Origin of the sequence: Maribacter zhoushanensis (genome assembly GCF_029350975.1) — a bacterium.
Lineage (GTDB): Bacteria > Bacteroidota > Bacteroidia > Flavobacteriales > Flavobacteriaceae > Maribacter > Maribacter zhoushanensis.
In genome coordinates, this window is sequence record NZ_JARKMR010000001.1 from 511817 (window position 1) to 527706 (window position 15890).

The following is a 15890-nucleotide window of genomic DNA, read 5'->3' on the forward strand; positions in this document are numbered from 1 at the left end:
TGTAACAAGATACAAATTAAACGTTTACAAACGGGTTGGCTTATTTTTCGTAAAACTCTATGGGTAGATCATCTGGGTCTGCAATAAAAGTAAATCGTTTATTGGTAAACTCGTCTACCCTTATAGGTTCCGCTATAACTTGATGTTTTTTACAATGGGCAATAGTTTTTTCCAAATCATCTACTTCAAAAGCTAAATGGCGTAAGCCACATGCTTCTGGTCTAGACGGTCGCTCTGGCGGATTTGGGAAAGAGAACAGTTCAATGACATAATCGCCGTTCAAAGCCAAATCTAACTTGTAAGATTTTCGTTCTTCTCGATAAACTTCACGAATAATTTCTAAGCTCAATACATCTAAGTAGAATTGCTTTGAAACCTCGTAATTAGAGCAAATTATGGCGGTGTGGTGTACTTTGTTCATTGGGTTTTAAACTTAAAAAGTTCAATATAATAAAAAGAAAAAGGGTGGCTTACATATTTGTAAGCCACCCCTGTGTTATTGTAAAAAGTGTTTTTATAACTTATACGTGATTCCTATTCTACCTCCACTTACAACATTACCACCACCAACTTGAAGGTTGATTGCAAAGTTGTCATCGAAGAAATAGCGGCCACCAACTTGCAGACCTATTCCAAAACTATCGGCACCACCATAATCAACGGTAGTTCCATCAATTTTAGTAGACCAGCTATAGTAAGTTAAATTAGCTCCTGCATACAAATCCCACTGACTTGGAATTTCAAATACCTCATTGAAATGATAGTTACCATTTCCTGTAATACCAAATATAGAACTCTTGAAGTCACTACCTAAACCACTACCGTGGTTATAATTTTGATAAGATAATTCGCCTCCAACAGAGATATTCGGTGCTACACCATATTCTAAACCTGCGTAGATTGGTACCCCCCATCCTGAGAATCCAACTCCTGCATTTGCTTGTAATGCTCCTTCTTCTAATGGTGATTGGGCGTAAGTAAACCCAATAGTAAATAATGCTACTAATAAAGTGATTTTTTTCATGGTTAACGTTTTGACTAATAATCAGTTAATAATTGTTGTTTTGATATTTAAGTGTAAATATGTGCGAAAGATAATTAAATATAATAAGTGTTAATGTGTATTGATTATCTAATTAAACAAGAAGTAGCAATTTTCATTTGCATATCTATTCCCATTTACGATACAACTCAATCGCTTTTAAATAATTAATAGCACCTTTCATTGTCATGTCGTTTACAAACCCATCTAGCTTTGGATGCTTTATTTTAACAAAACTAACCAGAGAATCTTTACGTTGGTTCCATGTATCCCAATTCACATCAATATAATCTAACTCTTCAAGTTTTGTGATTTTACCCGCGGTAAATGAAATTTTGACATTCAGTTTTAAAGGGTTGTTTTTTAAAAAGGCATTACGAAGATTTTTCTGTGTTATGGTGGCAATGATATCATCACCATCCTCAGTCAATTCTAGTACCTCATAAGACGGTTTAAAAATTGAATCCCATTTATAAAATTCATAAAAACTGTTTTTATCAAAAGGCATTACATAATCACCTGAAATTTTGGTAAGGCTATCATGAATAACTTCTTTTATTTTGTTGAATTCACCAGTGTCAAAAGCCTTGTAATAATTAGTTATAACGTTTTTTTGACTATGGTTTTGAGTGCTGCAACTAGTTACTATAACTATTAAGAATAAGATAAGAGCTTTGTTTTTCATCTATGTTTTTAGTTCATTGAGTTAACCATCTCTTTAATCTTCACAGCTTTTTCAAAATGATCTAGTTTATGTTCTAAAATCCACCATTGGGCTACTTCCATTAAAAGTTCTGGATTGTCATTCTTGTTTTTAAAGAAAGCGTAGAACGATAGCCCTACATTTTCTCCTTTGGCAGCTATTTTTGCATCACAGACTTCAATGATTTTTGATTTTATTTCTTTGTTCATTTTCTACTCTACTTTTTTTTCGAATATTAATTCAAAATAAGATGCAGAGCCATAAGTAGATGTGCCAGGTGCAAAAATTTGAACAAATCGCCATCCTTCTTTGGCTTTGGCATCAATAATTTTTTTGTAGTCTGATTTTGGGCTAGTGTTAAATATACCTCCTAAGGCTAATTTCACATATTGATATTCGTACATAGTTTCTGAATTTATTCTAAAATTTTCAATTTGTATTTATGTAATAATCCTTCGAGCGTATCTCTAGAAAAGATAGCGCCTTTAATTGTATTGTTTTCTGGATCTATACTAAAGTTAGATGCAGTGCTGAAATCTGCCTTTTGCAAGTTTGTTCTTGAAAAGACGGTGCGTTGTAAATTACAGTCCATAAATTTGGCGGTACTTAAATCACAATCACTAAAATCTGCCTCTTCAAGCTTACAAGCCTTAAAAAGTTGACCTATTAATTTTAAATCTGTGAAAACGGAAAAATTTAAATTACAGTCAACAAAAGAGAAATTCATTAAAAAACTATTGCATGTGTGGAATGCTAGCCCCATAAGTTTGCAATGCGAAAATGTCACTTCTTTAAAGGTGGTATTTACAATATTGGCATTGCTCAGATTACAGTCTATAAACTCACATTCTAGAAAAGTTTGGCTATCTAAATATCCTTTAGAAAAATCGCAGCCTTCAAAAATGCAATTTTCATACTCCGCTCTAGGTAATCTGGTAGCGGTATAGTTTTCTTCCTTAAAAGTTTGATCTAATATAAGTTTTTCCAATTATTTAGTTTTGACTTTTTGGTAATATAATAGCAGGGATATTCAAACTTTGAAATGTAGCATTGTATGCTTTCATTTCTGTATTTATGATGGCATTATGCTCTGTTTTAATACTTTTCCAAGTTGCAAGTAAATCTGTAAAACGTTCTTTGGCACCTGCGGTAATTTTAGGTTCTGCAGCATTTATGTAACCTCTTAAATTCAATAATTGAGCATTTAGTTTATTCTCAAAATTAATGACATCTTGAAAAGTTTTCTGTTTTGGCTGTATTAAGTTTTCTTCCCAAGCAGTAATACGTTTTGTCAAAGAATCGGCCTGAGTTAGTAGCGCTGCTGCTTTCTCATTATCTGCAAGTAATTTACCATACTGTTTTAATTGAGCTTTTGCCGATTGCATATCATTTACTGCGTTGTGTATTTCTACTACGGTAGCTTCTATGTTTTGCATCATATTTTGTTGCTCTGTGTAATCTGCCATGCTAGCTTTTACCTTTGGGTGTGGTAAAATGGTTGCTGTTGTTTCAGCAGTCTGTTCACCTAAACTAAGTCTTAATATATAATCTCCAGGACCAACGGTAGAACCATTTAAACCGCCAAGCACAAAAACTTTGTTCACTGCTGGTAGCGGATCTCTTTTAAAATCCCAGGTAAAACGATTATATCCTTTTTTTGAAGCTAGAATTGCTGGTTTTGATGGTCCGCCTGGCCATGATTTAAACTTCTTGTCTTTTTGGTTGGTAACTGTTCGTAAAACTTTCCCGTCTTTTAAGACTTCTAATTTCAATTCGGTGCTGTCTTGCGCTTCGCTTAAATAATAATCGAACGTAATACCACTTTTTGGGTTGCTGCCCAATCCGGAAACCGGTTTTTCGCTAAATCCACCAATAAATAAATAGGTGTCTTTTGGTTTGAAAATATTCAAAGACTGTTTTGGTGTGGTCGCATTCTGTAAAGCAGCTAAGTCATCTAAAATCCAAAATGCACGACCTGCTGTTGCCGCTACTAGGTCATTGTCTTGAATGGTTAGATCATTGATAGGGGTAAGCGGTAAGTTTAATTGTAAAGGTTGCCAGTGTAATCCATCGTCTAAAGAAACATATAAACCCGTTTCTGTACCTGCGTATAACAATCCTTTTACCTTTTTATCTGCACGAACTACTCTGGTAAAGGTATTGTCACCTGTAATACCGTTGGTGATTTTTGTCCAAGTAGATCCATAGTCAGTGGTTTTATAGATGTAATTGGCGAAATCCATAGACTTATAACGCATCAATACAATATAAGCAGTTGCAGGGTCATGAGGGGAAACTTCAATACTGTTTATAATACCTTCTTTTGCACCTGTGGGTGTAACATTTGCCCAATTTGCTCCGCCGTCTTTAGTTACATGTACTAAACCGTCATCACTACCAGACCAAATAACGCCTTCTTCATGTGGAGATTCGGTTAAGTAGGTTAACGTATTGTAAATTTCACCACCTGCTGCTTCATTGGTGAACGGACCGCCGCCAAGACCGTGTTTATCTTTTTCATCTTTGGTTAAATCAGGACTTATAACTGTCCAACTATGACCTTCATCAGTAGATTTGAAAACTACATTGCCACCGTGGTAAATAGTTTTTCTGTCGTGCGGCGATGTTATGATCGGTGCATTCCAGTTATAACGGTATTTTGCATTTTCTGGAGATATACTTAAACCAAGTTCCGGGTATTCTTTTATTGATTTGGATTCTTTTGTTTCTGCATCCCATTTATCAATATTACCTTGGTAAGTTCCTCCATATATTAATTTTGGGTTGTCTGGGTCAAAAGCTAAAAAGGCACTCTCACCTCCTGCAACCGCATACCAATCTTTCCAATCTATACCAGCATCGTTGGTTCTAGAGGCTATGGCAACTGTAGAGTTATCTTGCTGTCCACCATAAACGTTGTATGGCACTAAATTATCGGTAATTACCCTATAGAACTGTGCGGTATTTTGGTTCTGTTGTGTACTCCAGCTTTTGCCACCGTTGTTAGATACATTAGATCCACCATCGTTAGAATTTATCATACGCTGGTTGTTCAAAGGGTCTATCCATAAATCATGATTATCGCCATGTGGTGTTGGTAATGGAGTAAAAGACTTACCGCCATCAATAGATTTTGTCACAGGGGCGTTAAGTACATAAACGATATCTTCATTCTGGGTATCTGCAAATATTTCCATGTAGTACCAGGAACGCGTAATATTAATACGGTCTTTGCTAATGAGTTTCCATTTTTTACCGGCATCGTCAGAACGGTACACTCCGCCTTTTTCCCCTTCGGCTTCAATTACGGCAAATACCCTTTCTGGATTTGCTCTTGAAACAGATATGCCTGCCTTGCCCATTTCTTTAGGTAAACCATCGGTCAATTGCTTCCAGGTTTCACCACTGTCGGTAGATTTATAAATGCCAGAATTTTCCCCGCCAGATTCTATAGTCCATGGAAAACGTCTATGCTGCCACATAGCTGCATATAAAATTGTTGGGTTTGTCATATCCATGGATAGGGCAGAAGCACCGGTAATGGTATCAACGAACAATACATTTTTCCAAGTCTCGCCACCATCGGTAGACTTATAAATACCTCTTTGGGAAGAAGGACCGTATTGTGCTCCTTGAGCAGAAACGAAAATAATATTGGGATTGGTTGGGTCAATAATAATATCAGAAATATGTCTGGTTTTATCGAGCCCCATGTGTTTCCATGTTTTTCCTGCATCGGTAGACTTGTATACGCCGTCGCCCATTGATGTCATAACACCACGAGCAGCATGTTCCCCCATACCCGCTATTACGATATTTGGGTTGCTTTCAGAAACAGAGATTGCACCTACGGTAGCCGTTTTTAAGAATCCGTCAGATATATTTTTCCATGTAATTCCGTCATCCGTAGTTTTCCAAATTCCACCACCAACAGTACCCATATAGTACACCATTGGTTGTCCAAGTACCCCAGTTGACGCAACACTACGCCCGCCTCTGAACGGACCAATATTTCGCCATTTTAGTCCGGTGAAAAGTGAGTCTTTTAAAATAATTTCAGGAGAGGTTGTTTTATTTTTTCTACGTTGAGATTGTAGCGTTAAAGGTGCAAGCATTATCAATGCTAGCACAAGTCTAATAATTTTCATGAAGTGGTCTGTTAGTTGTTGAGTAAGGAAAGATAACAAAAGCTTAGGTAAAAAGATAGTCTAGAATTTGAATTTGATTATTCTAATTTTAGAGGGGTTAATTTTACGGTTTTGGACAATATGAAATTCATAAAATGACAAATTTGTTTTAATGAACCTGCGGCTTCTTTTTTTGCTTTTATCTAGTTAAGTTAGAAGGCGCATGATACATGAAACTAGACTTTTAAAGCAGGAGATTACTACTGAAAAATTGAAAACATATTTTCCTAACGGGAAAATCAAAACCTATCAAAAAGGGTATGCAATCAGCTACATTCATAAAAAGGTAGTAACCTTTAGATGGCTTTTAGAAGGGAGTGTCAATTATTATATTTCATTAGAAAATCCTGATAGTGATATTTTGGTGTGTCAAAATTCTGAACCATATTCCACTATAGGCTTAAACGGATTTAATACCCCAAAAAGATTTACGTATAAGGCTACGGTAGCATCACCTAAAGCATCTTTTTTTGAAATACCTTTTCAAGAACTTGATACGTATTTGCGTAAAGGGCATAAAAACATCTTATTAAAGAATATTGGGGCAAAACTTTATTGTGTGCTGCAAACAGCTTTATTAAAGCAGACAGAATTACTGAGTCCTGTAAGATTTCAGCCTTTTGTTGAAGACCGTCAGTTTTTTATATCTCCGGTAGCGGAACAAGAAGAAATTGTTTCTCTAATGCGCCGATCGCCATTTCTAGATTATTTTGAGGAGAAAAGTTTAATGTCTTTGGCCGCTTTGGCAGAGCGTAGAGAGTATGAGCCAGATGAAGTGCTTTATGTGCAAGATGGTTCAAGTAATGGTTTGTTTATACTAATACATGGAGAGGTTACCATTAAGCGAATAGAGAATACGATCGAGATCAAACAACGATCTATAAAAAATTCTGGTTTTGTCTTTGGGTGGTCATGTCTATTAAAGAAGAAAGATATTTGCTCTGCTATTACAAATACAAAAACATCAGCTTATTTTATTCCTGAATGTGACCTTATGAAACTGTTTCAAAAAGATGATGCTTTTGAAGGTCAGTTTTATCAGCGTTTACTTTGGTTGATGGGCAATCAGCTAAACGCGGCCTTTGTACGTTACGTTGGGTTATTGGGCAAGCATAATTTACAGGCTGTTTATCAACTGATTAAGAATAATAAATCTCGGTTATTGGTGTCATCACCATTACATCAGGTTCCTCATCTTTTAAAAAGTACCACGACCAAGCATTTTGCTTATGATGCTCTATCAACTTTGGTAAAGAAGGGTACTGCTCTAGAACGCCATTTAGCTTCTCTAAGTTTAGAATTATTGGGTGAAGATCAAAAGGAACATGATTTCGTCAGTGGATTACAACATATCTATGAAAACGTAGCAGAAAAGAATAGTGAAGATCCAAAGCAAAACAGAAAAGTTTGTGCAGAATTGACGTTAAAAGTCTTTAAAAAAGTGCCATATATTATTGAGGGTTGGGAAAATTTACCGGAGGATACAGGTAACATTTTCATCTATAACCATTTGATCAACGACACCCATTATACACTGAACAATAACTTTCAGATTACCTTAGATTCTCATTTTTTAAGTGCTATGGTGCTATATAAAAAATATGGAGAACCAGGTATTAGAACGGTTAGAATTGGGCAGGGTCAAGAATATGGACATCAGAATTACTATGATAATCTTGGGTACATAAATGTATATACGAAAGAGTCTGAACAAGCCACTGCCGATAGTAAAAAAGAGGCAAGAAGTATCTTTTACAGTGAAGCCTCTAAAAATCTACAACAGAAGTATAATTTGATCATTAGTCCAGAAGGTACGTCATATAGAACAGATGAATCTCCGGGACCATTTAAAATGGGAGCATTTAAATTAGCATTGAATACCGTTCCAGAACTGTATATAGTGCCTGTGGTCATGGTCAATTTTGATCACAGAATAGGTAAGTCATTATATTATTGCGCTATTAAAGAACCATTTTTGTTGAGTGATAAGGTGCCTTCTAAAAGCAATGAAGATTTGTATACGTTTATGGAAGAATACCAAAAAGAATACACTTCTTATGTTCAAGAGGCCATAGATAGGGCAGAGCAATTAAATATATCATCATCTGGTGCTGACAGTTTAGAAGAGCCACCTGCAATATGGTGTAATGAGATTAAACGACTAAAAAGGCGTATAGCAAAATTGCCAACGCAAGAAAATTTAATTGCCTTTTATGGTAGTTCATCTGTACGGTTGTGGGTAAATATGAAGCGAGATTTAAAGCCGTTCAATGTGGTAAACCTTGGTTTTGGTGGTTCTACCTTTGCTTGGTGTATTCATTACTTCGACGAGATTTTTAAAGAAGCTAATCCTTCTAAAATCGTTTTGTATGCTGGTGAAAATGATTTAAACGATGGTAAAACCCCACAAGAAGTCCTTTCTGGGTGTATGGAACTGGTGGGTTTGATACAGAATAAATATCCGGGGGTAGAGCTTGCGCTGATCAGTTTAAAACCTAGTGTAGAACGTGAAGCTTTAATTCCGCTAATCATGGAGACTAATCTAATGCTGTCCAAGTACTTTATTACAGAACTGAATGCTCAATATATTAATGTATTTGCACAAATGATTACTACGGATAATAGACCGATACCAGAATTATACCTTTCTGACGGATTACATTTAAACAAACAAGGCTATGCACTGTGGAGCACTGCTATTAAGAAAGCATTACAAGCAGCAGATAGCCTTGAGTTAGAACAACAGGTGTAGTATGAATACTGGTGTGCTTATTTTCAATTGCCACATGCGAATTTTATAATTGAAAGCATGTTGACCCTACACTTCTGTATTGGGTAATATTAAATTATTGTTCTTTACTATAAAATGATTCATATTATGGTGACTTTAATTGGCTGTGACCAATGTTGAAATCAGAGCATATGTTATAGCGTATTTTCTATCCTTTCCATTCTATTTTTCGGTGCGATCCATCACAAAATGGTTTGTTTTCAGAAACACCACAACGACAAAACCCTGTAGTACCTTCTTTAGTGACAATTTCTCCAGATGCCAATTGAACCTGTAAGTTTCCTTTAATTTTTAGGGGACCGTTATTGGCTACAATAATGTCTGTAATGCATTGGTCTTTGTTTTCTTCCATGGTATTTTTATGTATTATAATAATCTATTAAAAGTGAAATAACATCCTTTTATTTGGAAAGCACAAGTTATTACAATTTTAAATTGAAATTTGAGGTCGTATATTTATTGCTGAAAGAAAGGGATTGAAATTTATAAACAAGGTCAAGAAATAAATGAAAAAAGAATTAAACATTGAGGAATGGAATAGAGCTGGACATTTTAAGTTTTTTTCAAAATTCAGCGAGCCTTTTCATGGTGTTACCGTAAAGGTAAATTGCTCTAAAGCTTATGATTATGCCAAAGCCTCTAACAATTCATTTTTCTTGGTTTACTTGTATAGAACTTTAAAAGCTGCGAATAGCATTACCCCATTTAAGTATAGAATTGAAGATGGTAAAGTGTTTGAGTATGATGAGGTTCATGCATCACCTACTATTGGCAGGGATAACGGGAGCTTCGGCTTTTCCTATGTGGAGTACAAAGAATCTTTCAGTGATTTTAAAGAGGCAGCTAATAAAGTAATCGCAGAAGTTAAGGGGTCAACAGGATTAGAATTACCTGAATGTGGCTTAAACGTATTACATTGTTCTAGTATGCCGTGGTTAGATTTTACCTCTGTTTCTCATGCAAGACATTTTGAGTTCGCCGATAGTTGCCCTAAGATTTCGTTTGGTAAAATGACCGGTGAAGGAGAGAATAGAACTATGCCGGTTTCTATACATGTACATCATGCCTTAATGGATGGTTATGAAGTTGGTTTGTTCGTTAAAGAATTTCAAAGGCTTATGTCTTTAGATGGGGAAGCTTAATTTTGGGGAAGTGAGTAATGTTATGGAGTTATAGTGTTAAATGTTAGAATAAACTCTGTACCCTTATTAATCTCACTTTTGCACATGATTTCTCCATCGTTCATTTCTACAAAATCTTTAGTGATCATCAAGCCAAAACCAGTACCTTTTTCACCATTGGTGCCTTCGCGAACTGTAGGTTGATTGTTGTTTTCTGACTGCTTGTGCCAATCTGACTGCATTCCCAGCCCAAAATCTTTGACTTTTATTTCAACACTATCAGCGGTGCATTTAGATGATAATATTACTTTTTGACCTTTCTTGCTAAACTTAATAGCATTGGAAAGTAGATTACGAAGAATAACCTTCAGCATATTTTCATCAATAACGAGTTCTTGGCAAGAAATATCTAATTCTATTGCTATGGCTTTTTCATCTGCCATTCTTTGAAACTCCTTTTTTATAGTAATAAAAAGCGTTTCTAAATTGCATAATTTTTTGTCTAAAGTGACCCCTTCTAGTTGCTTGTAAGACCAATCAAGCAATACATTGACCATAGAAATTCTGTCAATTACTTCGTTTTTTAATTTTTTGGTAATCTCTTTTAATTCACTTTCATCTAACTGGCTTTCTATCATTTCAATAATGGCACTAACGTTATTGAGAGGTCCTCTTACGTCGTGGGTAAGTAGGGAGAATAATTTGTTTTTAAGCTTGTTTACTTTGTCAAGTTCTTCATTTTGATATTCCAGATCTTCTTTGGCAAGTTGTAAATGTTTTGTTTGTTTTTCAACTTCGGTTGCAAGTTTATCGTTGGCCTCTACTTGCATTTTAATGTTATTGTCCTCAATAGATTTGTACTTGTAACTGACTAAAATGGAGAATAGAATTAATTGTAATGTCACTAATACTGAAGTGATCAATACCATACCATCAGTTTCTGTTTGATAATACTTCTTTGAAAACCAAGCTGCTATATAAAGTATTGATCCAAAAAGATATGGGGTGTATGAGTACAAATAGTACTTGTTGAATTTTTCAGTGTTGTATAATCTAAATCCTGAAAATAGACAAAGAAGGGTGGTGGACAATGCTGTAATTGCAGCTATCATTATTATGCTATTTCGTATCCATTCAACCTTTATGATAAAATGATTTAGTATGTATACTACTGGTAGAACTATTAAAATTACGATAAACACTTTATAAATTGAAGATAGTGTTCGGTGCTTAATTGGTGATATGTTTAAATAGCTTTTTGTGAACATTAATAGTCCAAAAGTGGAAATGACCGCCGTGATAGGGGATGCATTGTAAGCCATTAATTTCGCTTGTTCACTTAACGAACCTTCATAAATAAAAATGAGGCAATAATGTAGCGTCAAGCCGATGATGAGAATAAAATAGTATAGTAAGATTTTGTGTCTTAAAACTATATAAGATAGCAAGTGATAAATACCAAAAACGCCGTAAATTGACGTGAATAGTATAGTGGTAAATTGCTTGTAATTCAAGATATCCATACAAAAGCTATCAAGTGTTTATGATTTAGAGATTTGTTTAAATGTCTCTGCAGTCATAAGTTATAGTTTTTTATTGGATAAGTTTCAAGATATTTTAAGCTTCTACCAAAATAGCAGCTTTTAGATTTTATTTTAGGAGTTTTTGTTTAATTTGAAGTATGATTTGTTCAGGAATCAATATTTTGGCAATGATTATAATTTTTTACAATGTTAGACTTAGATACACAACTTAAAAATCCCGTTTGGTATTCGTTAAATGAAACACATAAAAAGTTTCGTGTTGAATATGATGGAGTGCAATTCTATGATCAAGAGGTGTGTACATTTGGAGCTTTTTTTGATGAAGCGAAAACTACGAACGCTTCAAAACAATATTCAAATACTACCGATAGTTTCTTTTTTGTATCAGAAAATAAAACACCTGTAGTAGATGAAACTAAGATAGCCCTAGAGAAGAAAGTTGATGGTTGTCAAATGGTATTAAATGAATTGTCAGATGTTTTGATAACAGAAGATATTGTTTTGCTGAGCGATGAATATATCGATGAGGTATATGATTTGGTCTGGTTGGTAATGCCTGGTTATTATCGTAGAAGGACTTTTGAGTTGGGCAATTATTACGGAATTTTTAAGGATGGTAAATTGGTTTCATTGACTGGGCAACGAATGCAGACCAATCTTTTTGTTGAGGTCAGTGCGGTAATAACCCACCCAGATTATACCAGAAGAGGTTTGGCAAAACAACTTATAGCCCATACAACAAAAGAGATTTTAAAAGAGAATAAGCAGCCTATTCTACATACCAATAAAGGAAATTTGGCAATACCGCTTTATAAGAAGTTAGGCTATGAATTAACTCGAGATATGAACTGGTGGTTGTATAGAAAATTATAGTGATTTCTACATCTTGCATCAATTACTTCGTTTTGGTTACCTCTTTTTTATATTTTAATATTTAATTTAAAATACTGTATATCAGCTATAAAAATAATTTCAAACGACTATAAACGTTTACAAACGATAGTAAACGTTTATAAACCGAATAAGCTTTCTATGCTGTTCTAGGTTTGCAGTGTCAAGTTAACATGGCTTGATAGAATAATTTGTAAACCATTAAAATTAGTAAGATGAACGCATTAAAAAACAAAGTACAGTTAATTGGAAATTTAGGTCAAGATCCAGAAATTGTAAACTTAGAAGGAGGTACTAAACTGGCTAAGTTTTCAATAGCGACCACAGATAGTTATAAAAACGCAAAAGGCGAAAAGGTAGATGATACACAATGGCACAATATCGTTGCATGGGGAAAAACAGCTGAAATTGTAGAGAACTATTTAGCTAAAGGAAAACAAGTAGCCGTAGAAGGTAAACTTACGCATAGATCGTACGAAACTAAAGAAGGTGAAAAAAGATACATCACCGAGATAAGGTGTAATGAGTTGTTGATGTTGGGTAAGTAATCCTTTGAAAACCGCTAGTAAAGACAATTTCAAACACTATTTTTGCAAAACATGATAGCAACAGAAAAAGACCTACTACCATTATTAAAAAAGCACTTTGGTTATGATTCGTTTAAACCGAATCAGTTATCGATAATTGAAGATGCTCTTGGTAAAAAAGATGTATTGGCAATTATGCCTACAGGTGGTGGTAAGTCTCTTTGTTATCAATTAACGGCACTGGCACTTGAAGGAACGGCTATTGTAATTTCTCCGTTGATAGCATTGATGAAGGATCAGGTAGATGTGCTGAAGGCAAACGGAATTGCAGCGGAATATTACAACAGCTCACAGTCCGTAGAAACACAACAAGAAATCCTAGGGAAGTTAGAACGAGGCGAGTTGAAACTGTTTTATGTAGCTCCAGAGAGTTTAGGTTTTTTCAATAATATTCTAGGTAACTTAAAGATTAGTCTTTTTGCCGTAGATGAAGCGCATTGTATATCTTCATGGGGTCATGATTTTAGACCTGCTTACACTCAGTTAGGCGGATTAAAAAGAAGATTCTCAAATATTCCTGTTATGGCGCTTACGGCAACTGCGGATAAGACTACACAAGATGATATTGCAGATCAATTACAAATTGTAAATGCCAAGCGTCATTTGGCATCTTTCAATAGACCTAACCTTTATCTAGATGTAAAACCGGCTCAGGATAGAATAAAACATATTCTAGATTTTTTAGATGATAGACCTAATGAAAGCGGAATCATCTACTGCCTAAGCCGAAAAAGTACAGAGTCTATTGCCGAAAAATTGCGTAATGCCGGTTTTAACGCTAAAGCATATCATGCAGGTATGTCCTCTGATGAACGTTCTTCGGTTCAAGAAGAATTCATTACCGATAAGGTTCCCATTATTGCGGCAACTATTGCTTTTGGTATGGGTATAGATAAGAGTAATGTACGTTGGGTAATTCATTATAATCTACCCAAGAATATTGAAGGGTATTATCAAGAAATTGGTCGTGGTGGTCGCGACGGTCTTCCGGCTCATGCTTTACTATTTTACAGCTTTGCAGACGTAGCGCAATTACGCAGGTTCATTACCCAAAGTGAAAATGCAGATGTAGAGTATGCTAAATTAGAGCGTATGCAACAATTTGCAGAGGCATTGAGTTGTCGTAGAATTGCATTATTAAATTATTTTGGAGAACAGGTTAGCGAAGGCTGTGGTAATTGTGATATATGTAATTCACCACCTGCTTACTTTGATGCTACCTTATTGGCGCAAAAAGTGTGCTCTGGTGTTGCACGGTTAAAAGAACGTGAACCTATGGGTATGGTGATAGATGTTTTAAGAGGTGCCCAGAACGCGCAAGTTTTAGAAAAAGGGTATCAAAACATAAAAACGTATGGTGCGGTTAAAGAGGTCTCTTGGTTAGATTTACAGCAATATGTAATTCAATTGTTGAACCAAGGCGTGTTAGATATTAATTTTAGGGAAGGCGCAAGACTGGGGTTAACTCCACAAGCAAAAGAGGTGTTATTTTCGGGTAGAAAAGTTCAATTAGCCGTTCTTCAAAAGGAAAAAGAAAAGAAAAAGACTGTTGCCAAATCACGGATTAAGAAAACTGATTTGTTTGAAAAGTTGAGACTGCTTAGACAGCAAATTGCAACGGAACAAAATGTACCTGCATATGTAGTTTTTGGTGATGCCAGTTTAAAGGATATGGAAGCCAAGTTACCTAAAAACGAAACGGAATTCATGGAAGTATCTGGGGTTGGGCAGGCTAAACTAGAGAAGTATGCCGATGTGTTTTTAGATGAAATTAAAAAGCATGTAGGCACTAAAAAATCGAAAAAGAAAACTCACGATCAATCTTTTGAACTATTTTCTGAAGGACTAACGGTATCAGAAATAGCAACACAAAGAAACCTTTCTGAAAACACCATTTACGGGCATTTAATGAAAAAGCATACCGAAGGTGAAGAACTAGATTTGAATCAGTTCGTAAATGCCAAGGAAATAGCGCAAATAGAAAAAGCCAAATCAGAATTAACCGATGCTACCGGACTAAAAGATTATTTTGAATATTTTGAGGAAAAGGTGCCTTACTGGAAAATTAAGTTTGCCTTATATATGTTGGATTCTTAAATATTGCCGATAATTTAAATTAAAAATTAACGGTTACGCCCAATTGACCAGGTCCAAAATTCAGATTCCAACTCACCATTTTATTTTGGTCGTTGTACTTTTCATCATACCTCTTATCTAGATATCTATCTATAGATTCTACGGTGGCAATACTGATGGCAAATGCAAAAACCATATCACTTAGATAATGTTGACCATCCCATACACGAGATATGCCTGGTATTGCTCCAATAGTGTATATTCCAGCTTTTACCCAAGGGTTTTTAAATTGTTTGCCAATGGCATATGCGTTTGTAAAAGCCAATAAGGCATGACCTGAAGGAAATGAATGAAAATTTCTACTAGAGTTGAAAGGGTCAAAGGTATCCTTACCCAAATCAGCCAGAGGTCTTGCCCTACCTACTACAGATTTTAAAACTTGTTGTAAAAGACCGGCAGAAGTAGCTGACGATACTAATAATACACCTGTTCTTCTTAGTTTTTCATTTTTGGTAATTAATCCTGCGGCATATACACCAGTTGTTGCTATATAATTATTCGACGGATTACCATAAAACTCACCATAATCACGAACGACTCTTGGAATACCCTCCCTATTATTTCTAATAAAGCGAGATGTTTCATCATCTGCCAAATAAACTAAGCCAGTACCTGCTACTACAGCACCAAATTGGGCCCATTGATCACCTTTCCAATGAAAAGGGCGTGCGTAGGAATAGCCCACTCCACCAAATATACTGCCCATGTCATGTTTGAACATATTCCAACGGGTTTCTGTAGAATCTTTAGTGGAATCTTGTGCGTTCAATGAAATACAAAAGGTTATACCTAAAAGGATTATTAGATTTTTCATGAAGCAAATTTAAAGTTATGGTGCATTAGAATATAATCAAATTAGAACAATGTTTTGCTCTAAACATTTAAAAG

Annotated in this window: 15 protein-coding genes; 5 read left to right on the forward strand and 10 right to left on the reverse strand. The window is 35.2% G+C overall.

The genetic code is table 11. The features are described from left to right. Nucleotides 1-40: 40 nt before the first annotated feature. From PXD56_RS02175 to PXD56_RS02205, 7 genes are all read right to left on the reverse strand, one after another. Nucleotides 41-421 carry a VOC family protein gene (locus PXD56_RS02175; protein WP_276491718.1) on the reverse strand — a complete coding sequence of 127 codons (381 nt, stop codon included), beginning with the start codon at nt 419-421 and terminating at the stop codon, nt 41-43. Nucleotides 422-514: 93 nt separating this feature from the next. Next, complete coding sequence (locus PXD56_RS02180) at nt 515-1024, reverse strand: outer membrane beta-barrel protein (RefSeq protein WP_276491719.1); 510 nt, start codon at nt 1022-1024, stop codon at nt 515-517. Between the two features lie 145 nt (nt 1025-1169). Next, complete coding sequence (locus tag PXD56_RS02185) at nt 1170-1727, reverse strand: hypothetical protein (protein WP_276491720.1); 558 nt, start codon at nt 1725-1727, stop codon at nt 1170-1172. 8 nt (nt 1728-1735) lie between these two features. Further along, nucleotides 1736-1954, reverse strand: coding sequence for a DUF6500 family protein (locus tag PXD56_RS02190; protein ID WP_276491721.1), 219 nt, complete (start codon nt 1952-1954; stop codon nt 1736-1738). Between the two features lie 3 nt (nt 1955-1957). Then, nucleotides 1958-2149 (reverse strand): DUF4177 domain-containing protein, encoded by a 192-nt coding sequence (locus PXD56_RS02195; protein WP_276491722.1) that lies wholly within the window; start codon nt 2147-2149, stop codon nt 1958-1960. An 11-nt stretch (nt 2150-2160) separates the two neighbouring features. Further along, complete coding sequence (locus PXD56_RS02200) at nt 2161-2733, reverse strand: pentapeptide repeat-containing protein (RefSeq protein ID WP_276491723.1); 573 nt, start codon at nt 2731-2733, stop codon at nt 2161-2163. Nucleotides 2734-2737: 4 nt separating this feature from the next. After that, nucleotides 2738-5893: a WD40/YVTN/BNR-like repeat-containing protein gene (locus PXD56_RS02205; protein ID WP_276491724.1), complete on the reverse strand. Its 3156-nt coding sequence runs from the start codon at nt 5891-5893 to the stop codon at nt 2738-2740. 202 nt (nt 5894-6095) lie between these two features. On the opposite strand from PXD56_RS02205, the gene PXD56_RS02210 reads away from it, so the two are divergent. Then, nucleotides 6096-8684 carry a cyclic nucleotide-binding domain-containing protein gene (locus PXD56_RS02210; RefSeq protein ID WP_276491725.1) on the forward strand — a complete coding sequence of 863 codons (2589 nt, stop codon included), beginning with the start codon at nt 6096-6098 and terminating at the stop codon, nt 8682-8684. A gap of 187 nt (nt 8685-8871) precedes the next feature. Here the strand turns inward: PXD56_RS02210 and PXD56_RS02215 are convergent, their stop codons facing one another. After that, nucleotides 8872-9075 carry a CDGSH iron-sulfur domain-containing protein gene (locus PXD56_RS02215; RefSeq protein WP_276491726.1) on the reverse strand — a complete coding sequence of 68 codons (204 nt, stop codon included), beginning with the start codon at nt 9073-9075 and terminating at the stop codon, nt 8872-8874. Between the two features lie 154 nt (nt 9076-9229). Here PXD56_RS02215 and PXD56_RS02220 point away from each other — a divergent pair, with 154 nt between their 5' ends. After that, nucleotides 9230-9865 (forward strand): chloramphenicol acetyltransferase, encoded by a 636-nt coding sequence (locus PXD56_RS02220; protein WP_276491727.1) that lies wholly within the window; start codon nt 9230-9232, stop codon nt 9863-9865. A gap of 20 nt (nt 9866-9885) precedes the next feature. Here the strand turns inward: PXD56_RS02220 and PXD56_RS02225 are convergent, their stop codons facing one another. Continuing rightward, a complete protein-coding gene (locus PXD56_RS02225) occupies nt 9886-11367 on the reverse strand; it encodes a sensor histidine kinase (RefSeq protein WP_276491728.1) in 1482 nt (493 codons plus the stop codon). A gap of 207 nt (nt 11368-11574) precedes the next feature. Between PXD56_RS02225 and PXD56_RS02230 the strand changes: the two genes are divergently transcribed. From PXD56_RS02230 to recQ, 3 genes are all read left to right on the forward strand, one after another. Next, nucleotides 11575-12261 carry a GNAT family N-acetyltransferase gene (locus PXD56_RS02230; protein WP_276491729.1) on the forward strand — a complete coding sequence of 229 codons (687 nt, stop codon included), beginning with the start codon at nt 11575-11577 and terminating at the stop codon, nt 12259-12261. A gap of 233 nt (nt 12262-12494) precedes the next feature. Beyond that, nucleotides 12495-12827 carry a single-stranded DNA-binding protein gene (locus PXD56_RS02235; protein ID WP_276491730.1) on the forward strand — a complete coding sequence of 111 codons (333 nt, stop codon included), beginning with the start codon at nt 12495-12497 and terminating at the stop codon, nt 12825-12827. A 51-nt stretch (nt 12828-12878) separates the two neighbouring features. Further along, nucleotides 12879-14963, forward strand: coding sequence for a DNA helicase RecQ (gene recQ / locus PXD56_RS02240; RefSeq protein WP_276491731.1), 2085 nt, complete (start codon nt 12879-12881; stop codon nt 14961-14963). 19 nt (nt 14964-14982) lie between these two features. Here recQ and PXD56_RS02245 read toward each other — a convergent pair whose 3' ends face one another. After that, entirely contained in the window at nt 14983-15816 is an 834-nt protein-coding gene (locus PXD56_RS02245; protein WP_276491733.1) for a phosphatase PAP2 family protein, read from the reverse strand. Nucleotides 15817-15890: the final 74 nt, after the last annotated feature.

Bases quoted from the DNA above. Each gene is read 5' to 3' on its own strand.
- PXD56_RS02175 (WP_276491718.1), bottom strand. From the start codon at position 421: ATGAACAAAGTACACCACACCGCCATAATTTGCTCTAATTACGAGGTT.
- PXD56_RS02180 (WP_276491719.1), bottom strand. From the start codon at position 1,024: ATGAAAAAAATCACTTTATTAGTAGCATTATTTACTATTGGGTTTACT.
- PXD56_RS02185 (WP_276491720.1), bottom strand. From the start codon at position 1,727: ATGAAAAACAAAGCTCTTATCTTATTCTTAATAGTTATAGTAACTAGT.
- PXD56_RS02190 (WP_276491721.1), bottom strand. From the start codon at position 1,954: ATGAACAAAGAAATAAAATCAAAAATCATTGAAGTCTGTGATGCAAAA.
- PXD56_RS02195 (WP_276491722.1), bottom strand. From the start codon at position 2,149: ATGTACGAATATCAATATGTGAAATTAGCCTTAGGAGGTATATTTAAC.
- PXD56_RS02205 (WP_276491724.1), bottom strand. From the start codon at position 5,893: ATGAAAATTATTAGACTTGTGCTAGCATTGATAATGCTTGCACCTTTA.
- PXD56_RS02210 (WP_276491725.1), top strand. From the start codon at position 6,096: ATGATACATGAAACTAGACTTTTAAAGCAGGAGATTACTACTGAAAAA.
- PXD56_RS02215 (WP_276491726.1), bottom strand. From the start codon at position 9,075: ATGGAAGAAAACAAAGACCAATGCATTACAGACATTATTGTAGCCAAT.
- PXD56_RS02220 (WP_276491727.1), top strand. From the start codon at position 9,230: ATGAAAAAAGAATTAAACATTGAGGAATGGAATAGAGCTGGACATTTT.
- PXD56_RS02225 (WP_276491728.1), bottom strand. From the start codon at position 11,367: ATGGATATCTTGAATTACAAGCAATTTACCACTATACTATTCACGTCA.
- PXD56_RS02230 (WP_276491729.1), top strand. From the start codon at position 11,575: ATGTTAGACTTAGATACACAACTTAAAAATCCCGTTTGGTATTCGTTA.
- PXD56_RS02235 (WP_276491730.1), top strand. From the start codon at position 12,495: ATGAACGCATTAAAAAACAAAGTACAGTTAATTGGAAATTTAGGTCAA.
- recQ (WP_276491731.1), top strand. From the start codon at position 12,879: ATGATAGCAACAGAAAAAGACCTACTACCATTATTAAAAAAGCACTTT.
- PXD56_RS02245 (WP_276491733.1), bottom strand. From the start codon at position 15,816: ATGAAAAATCTAATAATCCTTTTAGGTATAACCTTTTGTATTTCATTG.